This window comes from Brachybacterium ginsengisoli (assembly GCF_002407065.1).
In the GTDB taxonomy this organism is placed as follows: domain Bacteria; phylum Actinomycetota; class Actinomycetes; order Actinomycetales; family Dermabacteraceae; genus Brachybacterium; species Brachybacterium ginsengisoli.
In genome coordinates this window covers 1,733,213-1,754,442 of record NZ_CP023564.1, presented here as the reverse complement: position 1 = coordinate 1,754,442, position 21,230 = coordinate 1,733,213, and the positions used below count along the sequence as shown (strand labels likewise).

The window sequence follows — 21,230 nt, the reverse complement described above, 5'->3', positions numbered from 1 at the left end:
TGGTGGGGATCGGTGGTGGAGCGGTGATCGGTGGTAGAGCGAGTATCGCGGGTGGAGCGGTGATCGGCGGTGGTCACTTGACGGCGCCTCCGGTGGCGCCGGCGGCGATGTATCGCTGTGCGGCGATCATCAGGACCACGGCCGGCAGCGAGGCGATGACGGCGGTCGCCATCACCGAGCTCCAGTCGGTGTCGTTGGTCCCGATGTAGGTGTACAGGCCCAGTGTCACCGGACGGATGCTCTGTCCGGTGGTCAGCGTGAGCGCCATGAGGAAGTCGCTCCAGGCGAACAGGAACGAGAAGATCCCGGCGGTGATGAGCGAGTTGATGCTCACCGGGAGCACGATCGACCAGAAGGCGCGGACATGCCCGCAGCCGTCGATCTGCGCGGCCTCCACGATCTCCCGGGGGAAGGATTCCATGAACGCGCGGATGATGAGGATCGAGAAGGGGATCCCGGCGGTGGCGTCGGCCAGGACCAGGCCGCCGATCGTGTTCAGCATCCCCAGCGAGTTGTACGCGGTGTACAGCGCGTTGGCGATGACGATGCCGGGGATCATCTGCGCGATCAGCACCACGAACAGCAGCGTGCTGCTCCCCCGGATCGGGAACTGCGCGAGCGCGTACGCGCACGGGGTCGCGATCACCAGCGACAGCACCGCCGCGCCGAGCGCGACGATCAGGGAGGTCACGAGGTTCTGGCCCTGATCGGCGATGGCCCGCGCGTAGCCGCTCACGTCGGGCTGCAGGGGCAGCAGCTGCATCGAGAGGCTGTTCCCGCCCGGGGCGAGCGAGGCATTGACCATCCAGTAGACGGGGAAGAGCATCATCGCCACGAGCACGATCCCGATGGTGGTTCGCAGACCACGGCGCAGCGGTGCGTTGCGGGAGAGCGCGGGACGGTGCCGTGCGGTGGCCGCGGTGCGCGGCGCGTCGAGGGTGGTGGTCATGTCCTCATCCCTTCTTCGCGGAGCGGGCGTTGGCGCGCAGGTAGACGACGGAGAAGATCAGCGCGATGACGATCAGGACGTTGCCGAGCGCGGCGCCCTGCCCGAAGTCGAACTCGATGAAGCTCATCTCGTAGCTGCGCGTGGCGATCGTCTGAGTGGCGTTCGCGGGGCCGCCGCCGGTCAGTCCCAGGATCAGGTCGAGCACCTTGATGGTGTAGATGACCCCGAGCAGCAGGACCACCGAGACCACCGGTCGCAGCAGCGGCAGCGTGATGTGCCGGAAGGCGGACCAGCCGGTGGCGCCGTCGATCTCCCCGGCCTCGTAGAGCTCCTCCGGGATCGCCTGCAGCCCGCTGTACAGGAGCACCACGTTGAAGGGGATGCCCAACCAGATGTTCACCATGACCACGGCGATCAGCGCCGTGTCCGAGCTGGTGAGCCACGGGATCGGGCTGGAGATCAGGCCCACCGCGGAGAGGAACTGGTTGAGGATGCCGCTGTCCTGCTCGAGGATCCAGCGCCAGATCGCGGCCGAGACGACCATCGGCAGCAACCAGGGAAGCAGGAGCATCGAGCGCAGGAATCCCGAGAGCGGGAAGCTCCGGCGGAAGAAGAGCGCCAGCACCATGCCGATCACGAACTGCCCCGCGATCGAGACCACCGTGAAGATGCCGGTGTTGGTCAGGGCCTTGAGGAAGATCGGGTCGGAGAGCACCGCGCGGTAGTTCGCCAGGCCCACGAACGGGGCGACTCCGGAGAAGAAGGTCGCGGAGGTGTACTCCTGGAAGCTCATCACCAGGTTCTTCACGATGGGGTACCCGAAGAAGAGCGCCAGGTAGAGGGCCGCCGGGGCGATGAAGCCGTAGCGGACCAGCGCCGAGCCGGACGTCCGGCGCCGACGTCGCGGGGCGTCGTGCCCCGTCGTCTCGGTGAGTGTGGATGCTGGAGCAGTCATGGGGCGGCGGCTCAGCCCAGCGAGTCGGCGGCGTCGCCGAAGGCGGTCTCGGGATCCGCGCCGTCGACCAGCACCTGCTGGAACGCGGTGTAGATCGCCTTGGCGGTGGTGGGCCACTCGGTGCCGAGCTTCCCCGTGCGGGACCGGGCCGTGGAGACCTGCTCGACGAAGGTCGCGAGCTCGGGATGATCGGAGGCGAAGGTCTTGGCCGCCTCCGTGTCGGCCGGGATGGTGTTGCGCGCGGTGCCCATGGTCAGCTGGTTCTCTGCGCTGACGAACGCCTGCAGCACCTCCGCCGCCTTCTTCTGCTTCTCGGTGTCGCCGGTCTGCGGGATGGTCCAGACCTCCCCGCCCAGCGGTGCGACGGAGTCGTCGCCCTCGGCGGGCACCGGGATGATGGCCACGTCCCACTCGAGATCGGGAGCATCCTCCTGCAGACCGACGATGTTCCACGGGCCGTTGACGGCCATCGCGGCCTTTCCGGCCTTGAACTGGTCGATGACATCGCCCTGTCCCCAGTTCACGACGCCCTTGGAGGCCGATCCGTCCGAGACCAGATCCGCCCAGAGCTGTGCCGCACCGGCGACCTCGGGGGTGGAGATGTCGGTCTCGTCCCCGCCGTTGGACCACATGAACGGCAGGAACTGCCACGTGCCCTCGTAGGTGGCGATCGCGGAGAAGGCGATGCCGTAGACGTCGTCATGGGTGAGCGCCTTGGCCGCGGAGGTGAGCTCGTCCCAGGTGGTGGGCGGTTCCACGCCGGCGTCGGCGAGCATCGCGGTGTTGTAGAACAGCGCGATGGTGTTGACCGTGGGGGCCAGTCCGTAGACCTTGCCCTCGAAGGTGCCGGCGTCGAGGATCTCCTTCTTGAAGCCGCTGGTGTCGATCCCGAAGTCCTCGAGGGGCACGAGGGCGCCGGAGCTCGCGATCTCCTGGAGGTCCGGGTTGTCGAGCATGAGCAGGTCCGGGAGGGTCTTCGAGGAGCTCATCTGCAGGACCTTCTGGATGAGCTGCTCGCCGGGGACCTTCTCCCGCTTGATCGTCATGCCGGCATCGGAGGCCACGGTCTCGAGGGTCTTCTGGATCACGACGTCGTCGGCCGGGGTGTTGTAGTAGTCCACCACCCGCAGGACCGACGGCTCGCCGGAGCCGGACCCGCCGCCGGACCCTCCGCAGGCCGCGAGGGAGAGCAGTCCCGGCACGGCGACGAACGCGCCGAGCGCTCGGCGGCTGGGACGGAGCGCACCGTTCACGGCGGGATCGGCGGGGCTGGCAGGGCTGCTGGAACTGGGGTGATTCGACATCATCGTCTCTTCTCTCATCGCTCTCTCGGCGCCGGATCGATTCGTATCGATATCGATGTCGGGCATCCTGCAGGGGCCTGCAGGTGGGGGCACTTCCCGGGCCGCCGCCGTCGGCGATCCCTCGTGCGAGAGCCATCATGACCGACGATCAGGCACAGCACAAGGGCCAGACGGGATCCCGGCGGGCTCACGGACGAGGCCCGCACCCCCTCATCGCCGGCGTCGCCGCTGACCGGACACGCCGCGACAAGCGGAGACGCCCGCTCACGATCGATTCGTATCACCACGCGCTCTCCGGTCCTCGCCACCGGCAGGTCCTTGGAGGCGCTCCTCCCGTCGGCGACGGCGGGGACCTCCCAGACGGTCCCGAGCGATGGTCGGTGCTAGCGTGCCGGGGTGACCGATTCGGATACCCGCTCCCCCGCTTCGCCCACCTCGCCCTCCCCGGAGGACCCCGGGAGCAGGGTCGGCTTCGACCGCGAGAAGTACATCGAGCTCCAGTCGCGCCACATCCAGCGTCGCCGCGAGGAGATCGGCGGCAAGCTGTACCTCGAGATGGGCGGGAAGCTCTTCGACGACCACCACGCCTCCCGCGTGCTGCCCGGCTTCACCCCGGACAACAAGATCGCGATGCTGCACCGGCTCAAGGACGAGCTCGAGATCCTGGTGTGCCTGAACGCGAAGGACCTCGAGCGGCAGAAGGTCCGCGCCGACCTCGGGATCCCCTACGAGGACGATGTTCTCCGGCTCATCGACGTGTTCCGCGAGCACGGCTTCCTCGTGGAGAACGTGGTGGTCACCCAGCTGGAGGACTCCAACCACGTCGCCCGTGCCTTCATCGACCGCCTCGAACGGCTGGGCCTGAAGGTCGCGCGCCACACCGTGATCCCCGGCTACCCCCAGGACACCGCCCGGATCGTGTCCGAGCAGGGCTTCGGCGCCAACGAGTACACCGAGACCACGCGCGACCTCATCGTGGTGACCGCCCCGGGGCCGGGCTCCGGCAAGCTCGCCACCTGCCTCTCGCAGATCTACCACGACCATCAGCGGGGCATCGGCGCGGGCTACGCGAAGTTCGAGACCTTCCCGATCTGGAACCTGCCGCTGGAGCATCCGGTGAACCTCGCCTACGAGTCCGCCACCGCGGACCTGGATGATGTGAACCTCATCGACCCCTTCCACCTCGCCGCCTATGGGAAGCAGGTCACCAGCTACAACCGGGACGTGGAGGTCTTCCCGCTGCTGCGCACGCTGCTCGAGAAGCTCACCGGCAGCTCGCCGTACGCCTCCCCCACCGACATGGGTGTGAACCTCGCCGGGGACTGCATCGTCGCGGACGAGGTGTGCCGCGAGGCCTCGCGGCAGGAGATCATCCGCCGCTACTACAAGGCGCTCATGCACGAGCGGATCAACGACGAGGACGACGTCGTCTCCCAACGGATCGGGATGGTCATGTCCAAGGCGGGCTGTGTGCCCCAGGACCGGGCCGTGGTCGATCCCGCCCTCGCCGTCGAGGCCCGCACCGGCGAGCCCGGCGCCGCGATCCAGCTGGCGGACGGGACCCTGATCACCGGGAAGACCTCACCGCTGCTGGGCTGCTCCGCGGCGATGCTGCTGAACGCTCTGAAGCATCTGGCCGGTCTCGACGACTCGGTGCAGCTGCTCTCCCCCTCCTCGATCGAGCCGATCCAGTCGCTGAAGACGGAGCACCTTGGCAGCCGCAATCCGCGCCTGCACACCGACGAGGTGCTGATCGCGCTGTCGGTCTCCGCCTCGACCGACGAGGGCGCCCGGCGGGCCGTGGAGCAGCTGCGCAGCCTCGCCGGCTGCGACGTGCACACCACCACGATCCTGGGCACCGTGGACGAGGACATCTTCCGCAACCTCGGGATCTCGGTCACCTCGGAGCCGCGGTTCCTGCACAAGGCGCTCTACCACAAGCGCTGATCCGCACCCCAGGGCTCAGGCCGGGACGTCGGTGGGGACCAGCACGAGATAGGCGAATCCCAGCAGGTCGCGGTGCCCTCGCAGCCAGATCGTCCGCTGCTGGTCGAGCTGCTCCCGCACTGCGCCTGCCCGCGGATGCTCCGGGTTCGCGGCCAGCCCCTGCTCGAGCGGCGCCATGTGCCCGGACTCGTAGTCCTCCCACTCCTGGCGGGTGACCGTCTGCGTGGACAGCGGGCGGAACCCCGCGGCGATCGCCGCGTCCACGAGGTCCGGCAGCAGGAGGCTCTCCTGCGCCGTCGTCCCCTCCCACAGCGCGGCGAGCTCGACGTCGCTCGGCGTGTGCTCCCAGTACTCGCAGCCCAGCAGCACGCGGCCCTGTGGCCGCACCAGCTCGCGCAGACGGCTCAGCGCCGTGGGCACATCGCCGAAGGCCTGGAACGCCCCGATGTTCACGACCAGATCGGCCTGCGGAAGGGTCTCGTCCGCCGGTCGTGCCTCCAGCTGCACCCGATCCTCGAGGCCGCGCCGTCGAGCCGACTCCCGGCCGCGCTCGATGTCCGGGCCGTGCTCGTCGATCCCGAGGCCCTGGGCGGAGGGAACGGCGTCGAGCAGGTCGAGCAGCAGCTCCGCCCAGCTGCAGCCCACGTCGAGCACATCGCTCGGCGCGGCCCGTGCGAGCCGGTCGACGAGTCGCTCGGCGCGTTCAGCGGAGAGCGGGGAGTTGTAGGTCAGCGCCGATCCGCTGCCGACGGGAGGAGGTGCATCCGGGGAGTCCATGCCGTGATGGTGCCCCGCCCGGGCGGCAGGGGCCAGGGAATTGCGGGCGCCGCCGGACGATGACGGACGCCGGATCGAGCCCTCCGCGACGGATGTTAGGGTCGGCGCCGATCCCTCGGGTGCCCGCAGCAGCGGGCTGAGATCGGACTGTCGCTGTCCGAGTACCGACCGAACCTGCCCGGGTAATGCCGGCGAAGGAAGAAGGAGAGCGCAGCGCCATGTCCGCACGCCCCGAGAACTACTCCACCCACCACCTCGACGTGCTCGAGGACCGAGAGCACGGCATCCGGGTGCCCGTCACCCGCATCGATCAGGATCCTGCGCCCGACGGCTCCGAGAACCCGCCGCTGCGGGTGTACCGCACAGCCGGTCCCGGATGCGAGCCCGAGGAGGGCCTCCCGCCGATGCGCTCGCGGTGGATCGCCGACCGTGAGGACGTGGAGACCTACCCGGGGCGGAATCGCAGCCTCGCCGACGACGGGCGCGGCGCCCTCCGTCGCGGGGAGGCCAGCGCCGAGTGGGGCGGCCGACGGCGGGATCCGCTGCGCTCCCGGGCGGGTCGGTCCGTCACCCAGATGCATTACGCCCGACGGGGAGAGATCACCCCGGAGATGCGGTTCGTCGCCCTGCGGGAGGAGTGCGACGTCGAGCTGGTGCGCAGCGAGGTGGCCGCGGGCCGGGCGATCATCCCGGTGAACGTGAACCATCCCGAGGCGGAGCCGATGATCATCGGGAAGGCGTTCCTGGTGAAGATCAACGCGAACATCGGCAACTCGGCGGTGACCTCATCGATCGCCGAGGAGGTCTCCAAGCTCGAGTGGGCCACCCGATGGGGCGCGGACACCGTGATGGACCTGTCCACCGGGGACGACATCCACACCACCCGGGAGTGGATCCTGCGCAACTCCCCCGTGCCTATCGGCACGGTGCCGATCTACCAGGCGCTCGAGAAGGTGGACGGCGATGCGAACGCTCTGACCTGGGAGATCTTCCGCGACACGGTGATCGAGCAGTGCGAGCAGGGCGTGGACTACATGACGATCCACGCCGGGGTGCTGCTGCGCCACGTGCCGCTGACCGCTGATCGCGTCACCGGGATCGTCTCCCGCGGCGGCTCGATCCTGGCGGGCTGGTGCCTCGCGCACCACCGGGAGAACTTCCTCTACGAGCACTTCGACGAGCTGTGCGAGATCTTCGCCCGCTACGACGTCTCCTTCTCGCTCGGGGACGGGCTGCGCCCGGGGTCGCTCGTCGATGCGAACGACGCCGCCCAGTTCGCGGAGCTCGACACCCTCGCGGAGCTCACCGAGCGTGCCTGGGCGCACGACGTGCAGGTGATGGTCGAGGGTCCGGGGCACATCCCGCTGCACCTGGTGCGGGAGAACGTGGAGCGCCAGCAGGAGCTGTGCCAGGGAGCGCCCTTCTACACGCTGGGCCCGCTGGTCACCGACATCGCCCCGGCGTATGACCACATCACCTCCGCGATCGGGGCCACGGAGATCGCCCGCTACGGCACGGCGATGCTCTGCTACGTCACCCCCAAGGAGCATCTGGGCCTGCCGGATCGTGATGATGTGAAGACCGGCGTGATCACCTACAAGATCGCGGCTCATGCCGCGGACGTCGCCAAGGGACATCCCGCGGCGCGCTCCCGGGACGACGCCCTGTCGAAGGCTCGCTTCGAGTTCCGGTGGCGGGACCAGTTCGGGCTGTCGCTGGACCCGCAGCTGGCGGAGGAGTACCACGACCAGACCCTCCCGGCCGAGCCGGCGAAGACCGCGCACTTCTGCTCCATGTGCGGGCCGAAGTTCTGCTCGATGCGGCTCTCCCAGGACATCCGCGACACCTACGGGAACGCCGCGGACCAGTCCGAGATCGCCCGTGCGGGGATGGCGGCGAAGTCCGAGGAGTTCCTCGCCGCGGGCGGCACCGTGTACCTGCCCGATCCGGCGCTCCCGCGCGAGCGCTGAGGAGCGGATCGGGAACTTGCGACCGCAGTCCCGATGGGGTCGACTGGTCTCCTCGCCGCCGCAGGGGGCGACCGCCCGAGGTCGGGCGATCGCAGCGGCGGGGAGTCCATCGTCGTGATGCCACGGGGGAACACCATGAGAACGGTCCGATGCCTGCTCGCCGCACTGGCCGCCCCCGTGCTGGTCCTCGGCCTCGCCGCCTGCGCCGGCTCCGACGAGCCGGCGGCCGGGGACGGCACGACGACGGAGAGGACCACCGAGGACCCGACCACCGAGGAGACCACCTCGGAGGAGGCTCCCTCCCCGGTCACCGGCGTCGAGCACGTCTGGATCGACGACTCGTGGGAGGTGCAGGAGATCGACGACCTCTGCGCCATGATCGAGCCCTCTCCGGCGCCCTACTCGGACCAAGAGGGGTTCTTCACCTGCGGCCCCAACGCTGCGAGCGCCCTGGCATGCCAGGTCGAGGAGGACGGGCTCGCCCGCTGCATCACCAGCCTCCCGGACCGCTCCGGGATCAGCTTCACCTCGGAGCAGGCCGCGGCCACCGACCTTCCGGCGAACGAGGACGCCCTGCCGATCCAGGTCACGCTGCCGGACGACGTCACCTGTAATCCTGTGTCCCACGACCACGCCGAGCACTTCGAGGACTACTTCAGCTGGTACGCCTGCTCGGACGGCTCGGAGCTGCTGACCGATGAGGACATCAGCAACACCTTCTCGATCGAGGGCGATGCTTGGACGGTGCGGCGCTCGATCGACCAGCAGGCGCCCGAGGAGGTCGTGCTGACCACAGCGACCTTCGCCGGCACCGACTGAGCTGTCCCGCCGCGCTGGCGGAGGGCTCGCCGGTGCTCAGCGCTCCTCGAGCGCTCCGTCGGCGACGTCGAGCCCGAGCATGCGCGCGAGGGAGCGGATCTCGGCGTGCACGGCGCGGGTCACGCTCGGAGACCAGGTCCCCTCCTGCCGCAGGGCATGCACCTCGAGCACGCCGTGGACATGATCCGCCTCCAGGTCCGCGGTCCCGACGATGCGGTCGCCGTGGAGGATCGGCAGGGCGTAGTAGCCGAATCGCCGCCGGGCCGCGGGCGTGTACATCTCCAGGGCATAGTCGCTGGAGAACAGCTCCTTGAGCCGATGCCGGTCGAAGGTGAAGGGGTCGAAGGGCGAGAGCAGGGCGGTGCGCCCCCGGAAGGTCGTCTCCTCGAGCTGGGCGGGATCCACACGCCAGCGGCCGCGCACCCCGTCGATGACAGCCTCCTCCCCCACCTGCCCCAAACCGGGATCGCAGTCGGGGCCGTCGGCCCGGGCGATGCCCAGCACGGCGAGCCGGCCTTCGTTCCGCCGCCGCTCCGCCTCGAGGAGCGGGACGGCGGCGACGTCGGGGAAGACCCGCTCGGCGAGGTCCCAGACGCGCAGCCGCCCCTCGCGGTGGGAGACGGCGACCTGGCCCCGGTCTGCCAGCCGCTCGAGCATCATGACCACGCTCCGGTCGTTGTTCCACCCGCCGGAGCGATGCGGCACCGGGAACTGCGCATGGAGCTCCTTGGGCGGCAGGGGCCCTTCGGAGCGGAGGGTCTGCAGGATCTCCTCGGCCGCGGCGGCGTTGGCCTCCACCCACTTCGCCTGCTGCTGGGCGAACGGCGGCGGAGGATCTCCCGGCCAGGCCTCCATCGCTGCGCGGTGCAGCGCAAAGCGCCCGGAGGCCTGGAGATATCCCCTGATCTCGACGACCCGGCGCGTCGTGCGCCATTCCTCGAGCTCCTGGGGATCGAAGGCTCGGCCCATCCGGGACCACAGCACCAGCTCGGGGCTCGGGCAGATGTAGGCGGTGAGGTCCAGTCGGATCGCACCCACTCCCGCGATCGCGTCCTCGAGCGTGGTGGGACGAGGAGCGGTCAGACCCGCGGCCCGCACGGCGATGCGTCGGGCCTGGCGCGCAGTGAGCTCGTGCATCGTCGGACCGTCTCCCTTCGCCGGACGGCGCCGAGGGACGCCGGGTGCCCCCATGGTGGCACCCGGCCTCCCGGCCCGCACCCCGTTCGGGGACTCGGGACCGACCTCCCTCGCTCAGGGCAGGGTGACGAGCGCCTGCACCGGCGCGTGGTCGGAGGGGTAGCGTCCGCTGCTGTCCGTGGAGACGTTGATGGCGGCACGGAGGGTGGTGACGTCCGGGGTGCTGAGCACCCAGTCGATGCGATCGGCGCCCTCGACCGGATCCTTGTAGCCGGGGAAGGTCCCCCAGGCCGGGGTCACCTGCTCCTGGGCGACGTCCCAGGTGTCGAGCGTGGGCCCGTCGGTCACCAGGGTGGTGTACCCGCCGGAGTTGTGGGCGGGAGAGTTGAAGTCGCCGGTGACCAGGGTGGGCAGGGCGTCGAGCTCGCCGCCCTCGAAGAGGTCGATCATCGCCTGGGCGCTCTTGATCCGCGCCGGCTCGGACTGGTGATCGAAGTGGGTGTTGATCATGGCGAACTCCGCCCCGCTGACCAGATCGCGCAGGCGCGCCCACACCACGATGCGGGTGACCGTGTTCCCCCAGCTGACCGAACCGATCACCTCGGGGGTGTCCGAGAGCCAGAACTGGTCCCAGGAGAGAACCTCCAGGCGGGTCGCGTCGTAGAAGATCGCGGAGTACTCGTCCTTGCTGCCGCCCTGACGGCCGTACCCGATCATCCGATGGCGGGGCAGCGCCTCCTCCACGGCGGAGAGCTGGATGTACTTGGCCTCCTGCACCCCGAGCAGGGTGGGCTGCTCGCGCTCGAGCAGGTCCACGAGGACGGGCCGACGGTCCGGCCAGTGATCCGCCTCGCCGGGCTGGGTCGCCGTGCCCCGCTCCAGGCGGATGTTGAAGGTCATCACGTGCAGCTGGTCGCGCTTCGCCTTCCCGATGAGCGCCTCTCCCTCCCCACGGGTCTCGGCGGAGGCCGGGCCGGCGAGGGCCGCGACGGCGGTCATCCCGGCGGCGGCACCGAGTCCGGACAGGATCGTGCGGCGGTTCAGGGGGCTGGTCATGAGGGTCTCCTCGGAGTCGACGGGGCGGGCACTGTGGCGATGGCGTCGTCGTCCCGCCCCATGTCTCCGAGCGCCGTGGGCGTGCGAACGCCCACCGGGAACGGTAAGCACTGTTCAACGGGAAGATCGGGCATACCCGTCACGGATCCGCGAGTGTTCATGCACCGGGCAGGAGTCCGTGATCCGCCCGTCCCCTGCTCGCCGGGCAGGACCGCCTCGGTCGAGCTCGGGCGTGGGCGGTCCGCGCCGGTTCCGCGGCCTTGCCCTAGAGTTCCGAGGGTCGGACTCGACGCACTGAGCCGTCCCTGCGTGCGTCGGCTGAGGTGTGCGCAGCGTCCCCTCGACCCGCCCAGGAGCTGCTCCCCCGCCATGCATGCCGATCCCCTCTCTTCCGAGGTCCTCGCCCTCGTCACCGATCTCTGGGAGCACCCGGAGCTCGGCTATTCCGAGCACCGCACCGCGGCGGCCGTCGAGCAGTTCCTGCTCCGGCACGGCGACGGGCTCGCCGTCGAGCGCTTCTCGACCACCGGGCTCAAGGTCACCCTCCCCTCCGCAGCCCCCGACGATCCCGAGCGTCGCCGCCTCGCCGTCGTCGCCGAGCTCGACGCCGTGATCTCCCCCGCTCATCCCGACGCCGATCCCGCCACCGGAGCCGTGCACGCCTGCGGTCACCACACCCAGGTCGGCATCGCGCTGAGCGTCTTCGCGCAGCTCGTCAGTTCCGGCGACTGGGAGCGGGCGGATGTGGACCTCAGCTTCGTGTTCGTCCCTGCGGAGGAGTTCGTCGACCTCGCCCACCGGGAGCAGCTCCGCGAGGACGGCGAGATCACATGGTTCGGGGGCAAGCCCGAGGCGATGATGCTCGGGGTGTTCGACGACATCGATGCCGCCGTGTGCCTCCACGCCATCGGCGGGCTGCAGGACGGGCCGACGATCGAGATCGACTGCGATCTGGCCGGCTTCCTCTACAAGACGGTCGAGTTCGAGGGCGTCGCCTCCCATGCGGGACTGGACCCCTTCAGCGGGACCAACGCGTACGCGATGGCGACCCTGTTCACCACCGCGCTGGGTCTGGCCCGTCAGCAGCTGCGCGAGGACGTGCTGGTGCGGATCAACCCCGTCATCCCCTCCACCGAGATGACGACCAACGTGGTCCCTCACCGCGTCACCGTCGGCACCGATGTCCGCTCCACCGATCTCGCCTATCTCGGCGAGGTCGCCGCACGCGTGGACCGCGCCGCCGAGGGCTGCGCCGCCGCCCTCGGCGGCACCGTGCGCATCACGACCGAGATGGGCTACCTGCCCTTCGTCCAGGACCGCACCCTGAACGGCGCCTTCCGCGAAGCGTTCGAGGCCGACGATCGGATCACCCGGCTCATCGACGACCGAGGCGCCATCGCCGCGGCGGGAGACGCCGGCGACCTGTCGTTCATGATGCCGACGGTCCAGCTGTCCTACGGAGGCTTCGACGGCACCATCCACGGCCGGGACTTCCGGATGGTCGATCCCGAGCACGTGCTGATCGCGGTCCCTCGCCTGCTCGCCCGCACCCTCCTCACGATGGGGTCGCACCTGCCCTCCCCTCTTCCCCGCCGCAGCTATGCCGACTACGTCGAGACCATCGCCGCGATCGCGCCCGTCCCCGACCAGGCGCTCCCCGCGCAGCGCCCCTCCGAATCCTCCCAGGAGACCCGATGACCACCGCTCCCCCGTCGACCGCGGCCCGGTCGCAGCACCGACGCGGTGTCGGCCTGGACATGGTGCTGCTGCTGGCGCTCGTGCTGCTGACCATCGTCGTCGCCGAGGGCATCGGCATCCAGGCTCTGCAGGTGACGCCGAGGATCACCCTGACCGTGCTCCCTCTGGTGTTCGCGGTGGTCCTCACGATGGTGCTGGGGATCCCGATCCTGCGCCGCGGCATCCTGCGGCGGGTCTACTCTCCCCGCAACGTCGCCTTCTCGGGCGCGTTCCTGATCATCATCATGCTGCCCCTCATGGCGCGCTACGGCGCGGACGTCGCCCCGCGCCTGGGAGAGATCCTCTCGATCGGCTGGGTGTTCCTGCTGCAGGAGCTCGGCAACCTCGGCACCGTCGTGCTGGGCCTGCCGATCGCCCTGATGCTCGGTCTGCGTCGTCACGCGATCGGCTCCACCCTGGGCCTCGGCCGCGAGGGCGAGCTCGCCTACATCACCGAGAAGTACACGCTGAACTCCGATCCCGGCCGCGGCGTGCTCTCCATCTACCTCATCGGCACGCTGTTCGGAGCGCTGTTCTTCTCGTTCCTGGCCCCGATCCTGCTCGGCACCGGACTCGACGTCCGGTCGCTCGCGATCGCCTCGGGCATGGGCTCGGCCTCGATGATGACCGCGTCCTCCTCGACGCTCGCCGCCCAGGTGCCCGAGATGCAGGACACGATCCTCTCCTACGCCGCGGCGAGCCAGCTCCTGACCAGCTTCATCGGCACCTACACGATGGTCTTCCTGGCCGTCCCGCTGCAGCGCGCGATGTACAACCTCATGATGCGCGGCAAGGACCGCCTCCCGAGCTCGGGCGGAGCCTCGACAGTCCGCTCCGGTGGCGCGGCCGCTGACGGCACGAAGACCGCGCCGACCTCCGCAGAGCTCTTCGGCGCCAAGCGCTACGGGATGTTCATGGCGGTCCTGCTGCTCTCGGTCGCCCTCGTGCTGTTCACCCAGCAGATGAAGCTCTGGGTGGATCCCGCTGCCACCCCGATCACCGCCCTCACCCTCGGCGGGCTCGCCACGCTGTGGCTGTTCTCCCTGCTCGGACTGGTGATCGGGGACCTGATGGCCCTGAGCCGCCTGCCGGTGGTGAGGGACTTCCCGGTCCTGGGCTGGGTCTCGCTCGTCTCCCTCGCCGGCTGCCTGGCCTGGAGCGGCTTCGTCGACGCGATCGGCGCGGTCGACTTCCTCTCCCTGACCACGCCGATCCTCGCTGTCGCCGGGATCAGCGTCGCCGACCGTCTGGTGGATCTGTCGAAGACCTCCTGGAAGGTCGCGATCACGGCGATCTTCGTGTTCGTCGGCACCTATGTCGGGTCGGCGCTGCTCGCACAGTTCGGTCTGTCCGTCTCGGGGATCTGACGACCGCGCGGGCCCGAGGCGTCACTGCCTCGGGCCCGCGCCGCGTCCGGGCGTTCAGCCCTTCTCGCGCAGCACCGCACGACGGGTGCGGTACTCGTCCTCGTCGATCTCGCCCCGGGCGAAGCGCTCGCCCAGCGCGGTCTCGGCCTCGCGGCGAGGAGCGGCGGCGTGCCATCGCCGACGCCGCATCCCGGCGAGGACGAAGAGCGCCACCAGCACGAGCAGGAACAGGAACGGGAAGACGGGGAAGAAGCCGCCGTGCAGCGCGCCGTCCTCGTAGGGTCCGTGGACGATGAGCTGGGTCGTGGTCTCGGTGAGCATGAGAGATCCTCTCGGTTGAAGGTGCACCCAGCCTCCGTCGGGGCGAGCGCCCGGGCATCGGCCCGGGAGCGGCTCATCCTCTGCGTCGGTCGACGTACGGCAGCAGCCCCCGCACGACCACCTCGCGCCCGCGCACGTCCACCTCGCAGCTGCCGCCCACATCTGCCGCGCGCCGCTGCATCCCCGCGATGCCGAAGCCCGGGACCACCTGCGTCGCAGGCGCCGCGGAGCTGCGCACCAGGATCTCGAGCCCGTCCTCACCCGTGCGGACCCGTACCGCGGCGCGGCGTTCGGCCGCGTGCTTGACGACGTTGGTCAGGGACTCCTGGACGATCCGGTACGCGGCGACGTCCGCCGCGAGCGACAGCGTGCCGCGCCTCGAACCCTCCGACGGTGGAGGGGGCATCTCGAGATCCACGGCGATGCCCGCCTCACGCATCCGTCCGCACAGGTCGCCGAGTCGTTCGAGTCCCGGGGTCGTGGCGCGGGCGTCCTGGGCCGCGATGTCCGGCGCGATCTCGGCGAGCGTCGCCCGCAGCTCGGCGAGGGCTTCGGCGCTCGCCCGGCTGATCACCTGCAGCGACTCGAGCGCCTGCTCGGGCCGACGGTCGGCGACATGCAGAGCGATCTCCGCCTGCATCTGGATCGCGGCGAGTCCGTGCCCCACCACGTCGTGCACCTCGGAGGCGAGCCGCACCCGTTCCGCGTCCAGCACCCGGCGCTCCTCCTCCGCCCGGCGACGCCTGTTCGCCTCGACGCTCAGCGAGCGCACGAGACCGACGAGGAAGGGCACCACCACCCAGGCCGCGACCGGGAGCGAGGCGAGCAGTGCGTCGAGCAGACCCTCCGCGGAGGCACCCGAGAGGCCCGTGCCCAGCAGGCACCCGATCACCAGCACTCCGCCGGCGATCCCCGCGACCACGGCCGAGCGCGGAGGGGAGTCCCGTCGGGCGAGGGACCAGGAGGTGATCGCGACGGCGAGCAGCTCCGGACCGGCGAGGTCACCGAGCCCGAGGAGCGCTGCGGTCGCCGTCGTGGAGAGCAGCGCGGCCACGCGAGGTCGGCGTCGCAGCCCCATGGCGAGCACCGCCGATGCGGCGAGCAGCAGGGCGACGGGGTCGAGCGGTGCGAGGCCCGGCGGCCCGCCGTCGTGCCCGAACGGACCCTGCTCCGCAGGACGACCGCCCGCGGGCCACGTGGCCCCGTCCCCGTCCCGCCAGGACGGGCCCGGGGCGCCGAACAGCTGGGCACCGGCCACCATCAGCGCCACCGGGATCATGAGCCTCAGGTCCTGAGGGTGCACAAGGGCGGGCAGTGCTCTCATCGCCCCACCTTCCCTCGAGCCGTGCCGCAGGTCGCCGCCCTCGGAGCGTAGCCCCGGATACGTCCCGGGGCGTAGGCGCCCGCCGCCGGCGGCACGGATACTGGTCCCATGATCCGTGTGCTGCTGGTGGACGACCAGGACCTGGTGCGGCTGGGACTGCGCACCCTGCTGGAGACGGAGGACGGCTTCGACGTCGCCGGCGAGGCGGCCGACGGGCTCGCAGCGGTCGAACGCGCCGTCTCGACCGTGCCGGACGTGATCCTCATGGACATCCGCATGCCGGGGATCGACGGCATCGAGGCGACCCGGAGGATCGCCGCCCGTCCCGAGCTCGCCGCCACCCGGATCATCGTCCTGACCACCTTCGAGCGCGACGAGTACATCGTCGACGCCCTGCGGGCGGGCGCCTCCGGCTTCCTGCTCAAGGACACCAGTCCCGCGGCCCTGCTCGACGCGATCCGCACGGTGGCCGACGGCGGTGCGCTGCTCGCCCCGAGCGTCACCCGCACCCTCATCGCGGAGTTCGTCGCCGAGCGCCCGCGGGCCCGGTCGCCGCACCCCCGCCTCGGGGATCTCACCGCGCGGGAGACGGAGGTCGTGGGGCTGGTCGCCGAGGGGCTCTCCAACCAGGAGATCGCCGAGCGCCTGGTGCTGAGCCCCGCCACGGCGCGCACCCATGTGAGCCGGGCGATGATCAAGCTCGGCGCCCGCGACCGCGCTCAGCTGGTGGTCTTCGCGTTCCAGTCGGGGCTCGCCTGACCCTCGACCGGACGTCCTCCGCGGAGCGCTCTTGACAACAGCGCCCCTCACCCCCCACTCTCTACGTCATACGAATAACGCCCGACGGTCGAGAGGCCGGCCGGGCCCGCCCGACGAGGAGCACACGATGGCCCAGCGCCCCACGATGCACGACGTCGCCGCGAAGGCCGGCGTCTCGCAGGCCGTCGTCTCGCTGGTGCTCAGCGGCCGGTACGCGGGTCGCGCCTCCGAGGCCACGGCCGACCGCATCCGCGAGGCCTCCGCCGACCTCGGCTACCGGACGAACCTCCAGGCCAAGACCCTGAAGACGGGCGTCTCCGAGATCATCGGCCTGGTCGGCGACGACGTGGCCACCTCCCCCTTCTCCGGCCAGATGATCAAGGGCGCCCAGGACCGGGTCTGGGAGGACGGCAACACGCTGATGACCGTCGACACCGGCGGGGACTCCCTGCTCGAGGCGGCCGCGATCGACACCCTGCTCTCCCATCAGGTGCGCGGGATCCTCTACACGGCGATGTACCACAAGGAGCTCGAGGTCCCCGAGGCCGCGCTCGAGACCCGCACGGTGGCGCTCAACGCCCGGGACCTCTCCGGGCGCATCCCGAGCGTGGTCCCCGACGACGAGACGGGCGGCTACGAGGCGACCCGGATCCTCCTGGAGGCCGGCCACACCCGCATCGGCATGATCAACATCTTCCCCGGCGAGGGCATCCCCGCCGCCCGCGATCGACGTCGCGGGTACGAGCGCGCCCTGCTCGAGGCAGGCATCACCCCTGACCCGGATCTCCTCATCGCCGGCGAGGGCATCCACTCCAGCGGCCAGGAGGGCGCCCGAGCGCTGCTGGGCCTGGCCGATCCCGCCACCGCGATCTTCTGCGGCAACGACCGCACCGCGCTCGGCGCCTATCAGGAGATCGCCGCCATGGGCCTGTCCATCCCCGAGGATGTCTCGATCGTCGGCTACGACGACCAGGACATCCTGCGCGACTACTTCCATCCCGGTCTCACCACCGTGGCGCTCCCCTTCCTCGCGATGGGCGAGCGCGCCGCCGCGCTCGTCCTGGATCCGGCCGCCCCGGCCGAGACCCACGCCATCCCCTGCCCCGTGATCCATCGCGGATCCGTCGCTCCCCCGAAAGGACGCTGACGCATGACCACCGACACCGCCGTCGGCCCGCCGACCCCGAAGGTGCCGCGGGCACCGCAGGAGTCCGCGCCGCGGACGCCCGGCCGCTCCCGGCCCTCCTCGCGAGGATCGCGGCTGCGCCGCATCCTCCACAGCTGGCAGTTATACGTACTACTCGCTCCGGCGCTCGTCTACCTCGTGGTCTTCAAGTACTGGCCGATGTACGGCGCGCAGATCGCGTTCCGCGAGTACAACCCCGTCGACGGCTTCTTCTGGAGCCCCTGGGTGGGCCTGCAGCACTTCGACACCTTCCTGCACAGCTTCCAGTTCGGGCGGATCGTCGCGAACACGCTGACGATCAACACCGTCGGCCTGCTCGTCGCCTTCCCGGTGCCGATCATCCTGGCCCTCATCGTCAACCAGCTGCCCAGCGAGCGCTTCAAGAGGCTCACGCAGACGATCCTGTACTCCCCGTCGTTCATCTCGGTGGTCGTGGTGGTGGGCATGATCCACCTGCTGTTCTCCCCGAGCTCGGGTCTCGTCAACCACCTGATCTCCGCCGTCGGCGGGCAGCCGATCTTCTTCATGGGCGCCCCGGAGTGGTTCCGCCCGCTCTACATCGGCTCGGACGTCTGGCAGAACGCCGGCTTCTCGATGATCATCTACCTCGCCGCGCTCACCGCGATCGACCCCTCGCTGCACGAGGCGGCCCGCATGGACGGCGCGAACCGCTTCCAGCGGATCCGGCACATCGACATCCCCGGGATCCTCCCGGTGATCACGATCCTGTTCATCCTCGCCGTCGGGAACATCTTCAACCTCGGCTTCGAGAAGGTCTATCTCATGCAGACCGACCTGAACCTGCCCACCTCCGAGGTGATCAACACCTACGTGTACAAGGTCGGCCTGCAGAGCGCCCAGTTCAGCTACTCCGCGGCGATCGGCCTGTTCAACTCCGTCCTGAACCTCCTCCTTCTGCTGACCTTCAACTGGGTCGCCAAGAAGGCCAACCAGTCGAGCCTGTGGTGATACCGATGACGACCTCCACCTCCACCAGCCCCCGCGGCGACCTGCCCACCGGCCCCGCTCCGCGCCGCCAGAGCCTCCTGAGCCGATTCGGCGATCCGCTGTTCGTGATCGTCACCTACGGCATCATCGCCATCGCGATCGTGCTGATCGTCTATCCGCTGTACTTCATCGTGATCGCCTCGATCTCGGACCCGAACCTGGTCCAGCAGGGCCGGGTGGTCCTCTTCCCCCGCGGCATCACCTTCGACGGCTATCTGACGATCTTCGGCACCTCGACCATCGTGCGCGGCTTCCTGAACTCGGTGCTGTACACCGTGGTCGGCACCGCCATCAGCGTCGCGATGATCCTCTCCGGCGCCTACGCCCTGGCCCGCAAGGACATGCCCGGCAGGAACCTCTTCATGATCCTGTTCGTGGTCACGATGTTCTTCGACGGCGGCATGATCGCGAGGTACCTCGTGGTCAAGGAGCTCGGGATGCTCGACACCATGTGGGCCGTGGTGCTCCCCGGCGCGGTGGGGGTCTGGAACCTGATCATCGCCCGCACCTTCTTCGAGCAGAACCTCTCCCCCGAGCTGCGCGAGGCGTCCCAGCTGGACGGCGCCTCGGACTTCCGCTTCTTCTTCGGCATCGCCCTGCCGCTGTCCAAGCCGCTCATCGTGCTCATGGCGATGATCCACATCGTCGCGAACTGGAACGCCTTCTTCGACGCGATGATCTACCTCAGCGACGAGTCGAAGTACCCCCTCCAGCTCATCCTGCGCAACGTGCTCATCCAGTCCCAAGCCTCCGCCTCCGGCATGGACATGGCCTCGATGGACTCCACCGCCGCCGCCCAGAAGATGGGCGAGCTGCTCAAGTACTCGATGATCGTCGTCTCCACGGTGCCGCTGCTCATCGCCTTCCCGTTCCTCCAGCGCTACTTCATCAAGGGCGCCACCCTCGGCGCGCTGAAGAGCTGACCCGCCCTCCCGTCCACCGCACCCCACCACAGCGACCACACCGGTCATACGTACAACCGCACGGCAATCCGTGACGAAGGAGTCCCTCATGCTGTCCCGTCGCCAGTTCACCCTGGGCGCCACCGCCCTGTCCCTCACCGTCGGCCTCGCCGCCTGCAGCCGGCCGTCCTCGAAGCAGACCGAGGACCTCTCCTCCGACGTCGGCCTCACCGACTCGGGCCTGCCGATCGTCACCGACGAGCTCACCCTGCGCTTCGGCGGCGCGAAGTCCGCCCTGGCCCCTGACTTCGCGTCGATGGAGCTCGTGAAGACCTGGCAGAAGGACTCGGGCATCGAGATCTCGTGGGTCAACGAGCCCGACGAGGTCTGGGCCGAGAAGAAGAACCTGCTGCTCGCCAGCGGGGAGCTGCCCGATGCGCTGTTCAACACCGGGCTGTCCGACGCGGAGGTCGCCAAGTACGGCGCCAACGGCACCCTGGTCGCGCTCGAGGAGCTGATCCCCGAGAACGCCCCCACCCTCCACGCGATCCTCGAGGAGCGCACCGACATCCGCTCCGCGATCACCGCGTCGGACGGCCACATCTACACGCTGCCCAGCGTGGAGGAGCTCGGCCTGGTCGAGTTCCCGCGGATGCTCTTCATCAACACCGACTGGCTCGAGCGGGACGGCCTGTCGATGCCGACCACGGTCGACGAGTACCACGAGGCGCTCCTATCGTTCAAGGAGAACGGCCCCTCCGGGGTCCTGCCTCTGTCCTTCATCGGCGCCGAGGAGATCCCGGATCTCATCGCCGCCCTCGGCGGCCAGGCCGACAACCCCGACCACCGCATCGTGCAGGACGGCAAGGTCATCTACACGGCGAACCAGACCGGCTACGCGGACGCGATCTCCGCGCTGCACACCTGGTACAAGGAGGGGCTCATCGACCAGGAGTCCTTCGCCCAGGACTACGTCAAGTTCGTCGCCAAGGGCAAGGCCGATCCGCAGACCCTCGGCTCCTTCTCCTTCTGGGAGATCTCCGAGGTGGTGGGCCCCGAGCGTGCCGACCAGTACGCGCTCGTGCCGCTCTTCCCGGGTCCCGACGGCTTGCAGCGCGCCTGCGCGGCCAACAACCAGGAGATCAACCGCGGCGCCTTCGCCATCAGCCGCACCAACGAGTACGCCGCGGCGACCCTGCGCTGGGCGGACATGCTGTTCGACCCGCGCATGAGCGCCCAGGCGAACTGGGGCCCGATCGGGGTCTCGCAGCAGGAGAACGCCGACGGCATGCTCGAGCAGATCCCCGTCACGGGCGGCGGGACCGAGCAGGAGCGCCGGGTGAAGGTCTCCCCCGGCGGCCCGAAGATCATCACGGCGAAGGACTTCGAGACCGTGGTCCTGCCCGAGCCGCGCGCCGCCGAGCGCCAGGCCCAGATCAAGGAGTTCTACGAGCCCCATCGCGCGAACGAGAAGTACCCGCCGGTCATGCTCTCGGTCGAGGAGCTGAACCGGATCAGCACCATCGAGGCCGACGTCCGCACCCTGGTGCAGGAGAAGGTCTCCACCTGGATCGTCAAGGGCGGCATCGAGGACGAGTGGGACGGCTACGTCGCCCAGCTCGAGTCGATCGGCCTCCCCGAGATCGTGGAGGTCTACCAGGACGCCTACGACCGGTTCACCGAGAACTCCTGAGCCCGGGGCGCAGCGCCGC

General features: G+C 69.8%; 18 protein-coding genes and 1 riboswitch. Of the genes, 10 read left to right on the top strand and 8 right to left on the bottom strand.

Annotated elements, in window-relative coordinates; translation table 11 throughout:
• Positions 1-73: 73 nt before the first annotated feature.
• From CFK41_RS07800 to CFK41_RS07790, 3 genes are read right to left on the bottom strand one after another with little or no spacing between them, the layout of a single operon-like run.
• Positions 74-949 (bottom strand): carbohydrate ABC transporter permease, encoded by an 876-nt coding sequence (locus CFK41_RS07800; protein WP_096799145.1) that lies wholly within the window; start codon positions 947-949, stop codon positions 74-76.
• A 4-nt stretch (positions 950-953) separates the two neighbouring features.
• Positions 954-1,904, bottom strand: coding sequence for a carbohydrate ABC transporter permease (locus tag CFK41_RS07795; RefSeq protein ID WP_096799144.1), 951 nt, complete (start codon positions 1,902-1,904; stop codon positions 954-956).
• An 11-nt stretch (positions 1,905-1,915) separates the two neighbouring features.
• On the bottom strand, positions 1,916-3,211 hold the full coding sequence (locus CFK41_RS07790) for an ABC transporter substrate-binding protein (RefSeq protein ID WP_227873252.1): 1,296 nt from the start codon (positions 3,209-3,211) through the stop codon (positions 1,916-1,918).
• Positions 3,212-3,604: 393 nt separating this feature from the next.
• On the opposite strand from CFK41_RS07790, the gene CFK41_RS07785 reads away from it, so the two are divergent.
• Positions 3,605-5,155: a DUF1846 domain-containing protein gene (locus CFK41_RS07785; RefSeq protein WP_096799143.1), complete on the top strand. Its 1,551-nt coding sequence runs from the start codon at positions 3,605-3,607 to the stop codon at positions 5,153-5,155.
• 15 nt (positions 5,156-5,170) lie between these two features.
• Here the strand turns inward: CFK41_RS07785 and CFK41_RS07780 are convergent, their stop codons facing one another.
• A complete protein-coding gene (locus tag CFK41_RS07780) occupies positions 5,171-5,932 on the bottom strand; it encodes an SAM-dependent methyltransferase (RefSeq protein ID WP_096799142.1) in 762 nt (253 codons plus the stop codon).
• A 107-nt stretch (positions 5,933-6,039) separates the two neighbouring features.
• Positions 6,040-6,149, top strand: a riboswitch (TPP riboswitch).
• 1 nt (position 6,150) lies between these two features.
• Here CFK41_RS07780 and thiC point away from each other — a divergent pair.
• Both thiC and CFK41_RS07770 read left to right on the top strand, forming a co-directional pair.
• Positions 6,151-7,902 carry a phosphomethylpyrimidine synthase ThiC gene (gene thiC, locus CFK41_RS07775; protein ID WP_096799141.1) on the top strand — a complete coding sequence of 584 codons (1,752 nt, stop codon included), beginning with the start codon at positions 6,151-6,153 and terminating at the stop codon, positions 7,900-7,902.
• A gap of 135 nt (positions 7,903-8,037) precedes the next feature.
• Positions 8,038-8,721 carry a hypothetical protein gene (locus CFK41_RS07770; protein WP_151904705.1) on the top strand — a complete coding sequence of 228 codons (684 nt, stop codon included), beginning with the start codon at positions 8,038-8,040 and terminating at the stop codon, positions 8,719-8,721.
• Between the two features lie 36 nt (positions 8,722-8,757).
• On the opposite strand, the gene CFK41_RS07765 is transcribed toward CFK41_RS07770, so the two are convergent.
• Both CFK41_RS07765 and CFK41_RS07760 read right to left on the bottom strand, forming a co-directional pair.
• A complete protein-coding gene (locus CFK41_RS07765; RefSeq protein WP_096799139.1) occupies positions 8,758-9,858 on the bottom strand; it encodes a DNA glycosylase AlkZ-like family protein in 1,101 nt (366 codons plus the stop codon).
• Between the two features lie 114 nt (positions 9,859-9,972).
• Entirely contained in the window at positions 9,973-10,914 is a 942-nt protein-coding gene (locus tag CFK41_RS07760) for an endonuclease/exonuclease/phosphatase family protein (protein ID WP_227873251.1), read from the bottom strand.
• A 369-nt stretch (positions 10,915-11,283) separates the two neighbouring features.
• On the opposite strand from CFK41_RS07760, the gene CFK41_RS07755 reads away from it, so the two are divergent.
• Positions 11,284-12,612: a M20/M25/M40 family metallo-hydrolase gene (locus CFK41_RS07755; RefSeq protein ID WP_096799138.1), complete on the top strand. Its 1,329-nt coding sequence runs from the start codon at positions 11,284-11,286 to the stop codon at positions 12,610-12,612.
• Positions 12,609-14,018, top strand: coding sequence for a DUF3100 domain-containing protein (locus CFK41_RS07750; RefSeq protein ID WP_096799137.1), 1,410 nt, complete (start codon positions 12,609-12,611; stop codon positions 14,016-14,018). Before CFK41_RS07755 ends, CFK41_RS07750 begins: the two co-directional genes overlap by 4 nt.
• Before the next feature lie 54 nt (positions 14,019-14,072).
• Here the strand turns inward: CFK41_RS07750 and CFK41_RS07745 are convergent, their stop codons facing one another.
• On the bottom strand, positions 14,073-14,339 hold the full coding sequence (locus CFK41_RS07745; RefSeq protein ID WP_096799136.1) for an SHOCT domain-containing protein: 267 nt from the start codon (positions 14,337-14,339) through the stop codon (positions 14,073-14,075).
• A 73-nt stretch (positions 14,340-14,412) separates the two neighbouring features.
• Positions 14,413-15,663, bottom strand: coding sequence for a sensor histidine kinase (locus CFK41_RS07740; RefSeq protein WP_096799135.1), 1,251 nt, complete (start codon positions 15,661-15,663; stop codon positions 14,413-14,415).
• Positions 15,664-15,771: 108 nt separating this feature from the next.
• Here CFK41_RS07740 and CFK41_RS07735 point away from each other — a divergent pair, with 108 nt between their 5' ends.
• The 5 genes from CFK41_RS07735 to CFK41_RS07715 all read left to right on the top strand — a co-directional run bounded on the left by CFK41_RS07735 (position 15,772) and on the right by CFK41_RS07715 (position 21,211).
• Positions 15,772-16,422 (top strand): response regulator, encoded by a 651-nt coding sequence (locus CFK41_RS07735; protein ID WP_096799134.1) that lies wholly within the window; start codon positions 15,772-15,774, stop codon positions 16,420-16,422.
• Positions 16,423-16,549: 127 nt separating this feature from the next.
• Positions 16,550-17,569, top strand: a complete 1,020-nt coding sequence (locus CFK41_RS07730; RefSeq protein WP_096799133.1) for a LacI family DNA-binding transcriptional regulator — start codon at positions 16,550-16,552, stop codon at positions 17,567-17,569.
• 3 nt (positions 17,570-17,572) lie between these two features.
• Positions 17,573-18,577 (top strand): ABC transporter permease, encoded by a 1,005-nt coding sequence (locus CFK41_RS07725; RefSeq protein WP_096799132.1) that lies wholly within the window; start codon positions 17,573-17,575, stop codon positions 18,575-18,577.
• Positions 18,578-18,582: 5 nt separating this feature from the next.
• Positions 18,583-19,539, top strand: a complete 957-nt coding sequence (locus CFK41_RS07720; protein ID WP_096799131.1) for a carbohydrate ABC transporter permease — start codon at positions 18,583-18,585, stop codon at positions 19,537-19,539.
• An 88-nt stretch (positions 19,540-19,627) separates the two neighbouring features.
• A complete protein-coding gene (locus tag CFK41_RS07715) occupies positions 19,628-21,211 on the top strand; it encodes an extracellular solute-binding protein (protein ID WP_096799130.1) in 1,584 nt (527 codons plus the stop codon).
• The last annotated feature ends 19 nt before the right edge of the window (positions 21,212-21,230 follow it).

Excerpts from the sequence above, each read along its gene's own strand:
- CFK41_RS07730 (WP_096799133.1), top strand. The coding sequence starts at position 16,550 with ATGGCCCAGCGCCCCACGATGCACGACGTCGCCGCGAAGGCCGGCGTC.
- CFK41_RS07790 (WP_227873252.1), bottom strand. The coding sequence starts at position 3,211 with ATGATGTCGAATCACCCCAGTTCCAGCAGCCCTGCCAGCCCCGCCGAT.
- CFK41_RS07765 (WP_096799139.1), bottom strand. The coding sequence starts at position 9,858 with ATGCACGAGCTCACTGCGCGCCAGGCCCGACGCATCGCCGTGCGGGCC.
- CFK41_RS07800 (WP_096799145.1), bottom strand. The coding sequence starts at position 949 with ATGACCACCACCCTCGACGCGCCGCGCACCGCGGCCACCGCACGGCAC.
- CFK41_RS07745 (WP_096799136.1), bottom strand. The coding sequence starts at position 14,339 with ATGCTCACCGAGACCACGACCCAGCTCATCGTCCACGGACCCTACGAG.
- CFK41_RS07720 (WP_096799131.1), top strand. The coding sequence starts at position 18,583 with ATGACGACCTCCACCTCCACCAGCCCCCGCGGCGACCTGCCCACCGGC.
- CFK41_RS07770 (WP_151904705.1), top strand. The coding sequence starts at position 8,038 with ATGAGAACGGTCCGATGCCTGCTCGCCGCACTGGCCGCCCCCGTGCTG.
- CFK41_RS07755 (WP_096799138.1), top strand. The coding sequence starts at position 11,284 with ATGCATGCCGATCCCCTCTCTTCCGAGGTCCTCGCCCTCGTCACCGAT.
- CFK41_RS07740 (WP_096799135.1), bottom strand. The coding sequence starts at position 15,663 with ATGAGAGCACTGCCCGCCCTTGTGCACCCTCAGGACCTGAGGCTCATG.
- CFK41_RS07735 (WP_096799134.1), top strand. The coding sequence starts at position 15,772 with ATGATCCGTGTGCTGCTGGTGGACGACCAGGACCTGGTGCGGCTGGGA.
- CFK41_RS07715 (WP_096799130.1), top strand. The coding sequence starts at position 19,628 with ATGCTGTCCCGTCGCCAGTTCACCCTGGGCGCCACCGCCCTGTCCCTC.
- CFK41_RS07750 (WP_096799137.1), top strand. The coding sequence starts at position 12,609 with ATGACCACCGCTCCCCCGTCGACCGCGGCCCGGTCGCAGCACCGACGC.
- CFK41_RS07760 (WP_227873251.1), bottom strand. The coding sequence starts at position 10,914 with ATGACCAGCCCCCTGAACCGCCGCACGATCCTGTCCGGACTCGGTGCC.
- thiC (WP_096799141.1), top strand. The coding sequence starts at position 6,151 with ATGTCCGCACGCCCCGAGAACTACTCCACCCACCACCTCGACGTGCTC.
- CFK41_RS07795 (WP_096799144.1), bottom strand. The coding sequence starts at position 1,904 with ATGACTGCTCCAGCATCCACACTCACCGAGACGACGGGGCACGACGCC.
- CFK41_RS07725 (WP_096799132.1), top strand. The coding sequence starts at position 17,573 with ATGACCACCGACACCGCCGTCGGCCCGCCGACCCCGAAGGTGCCGCGG.
- CFK41_RS07780 (WP_096799142.1), bottom strand. The coding sequence starts at position 5,932 with ATGGACTCCCCGGATGCACCTCCTCCCGTCGGCAGCGGATCGGCGCTG.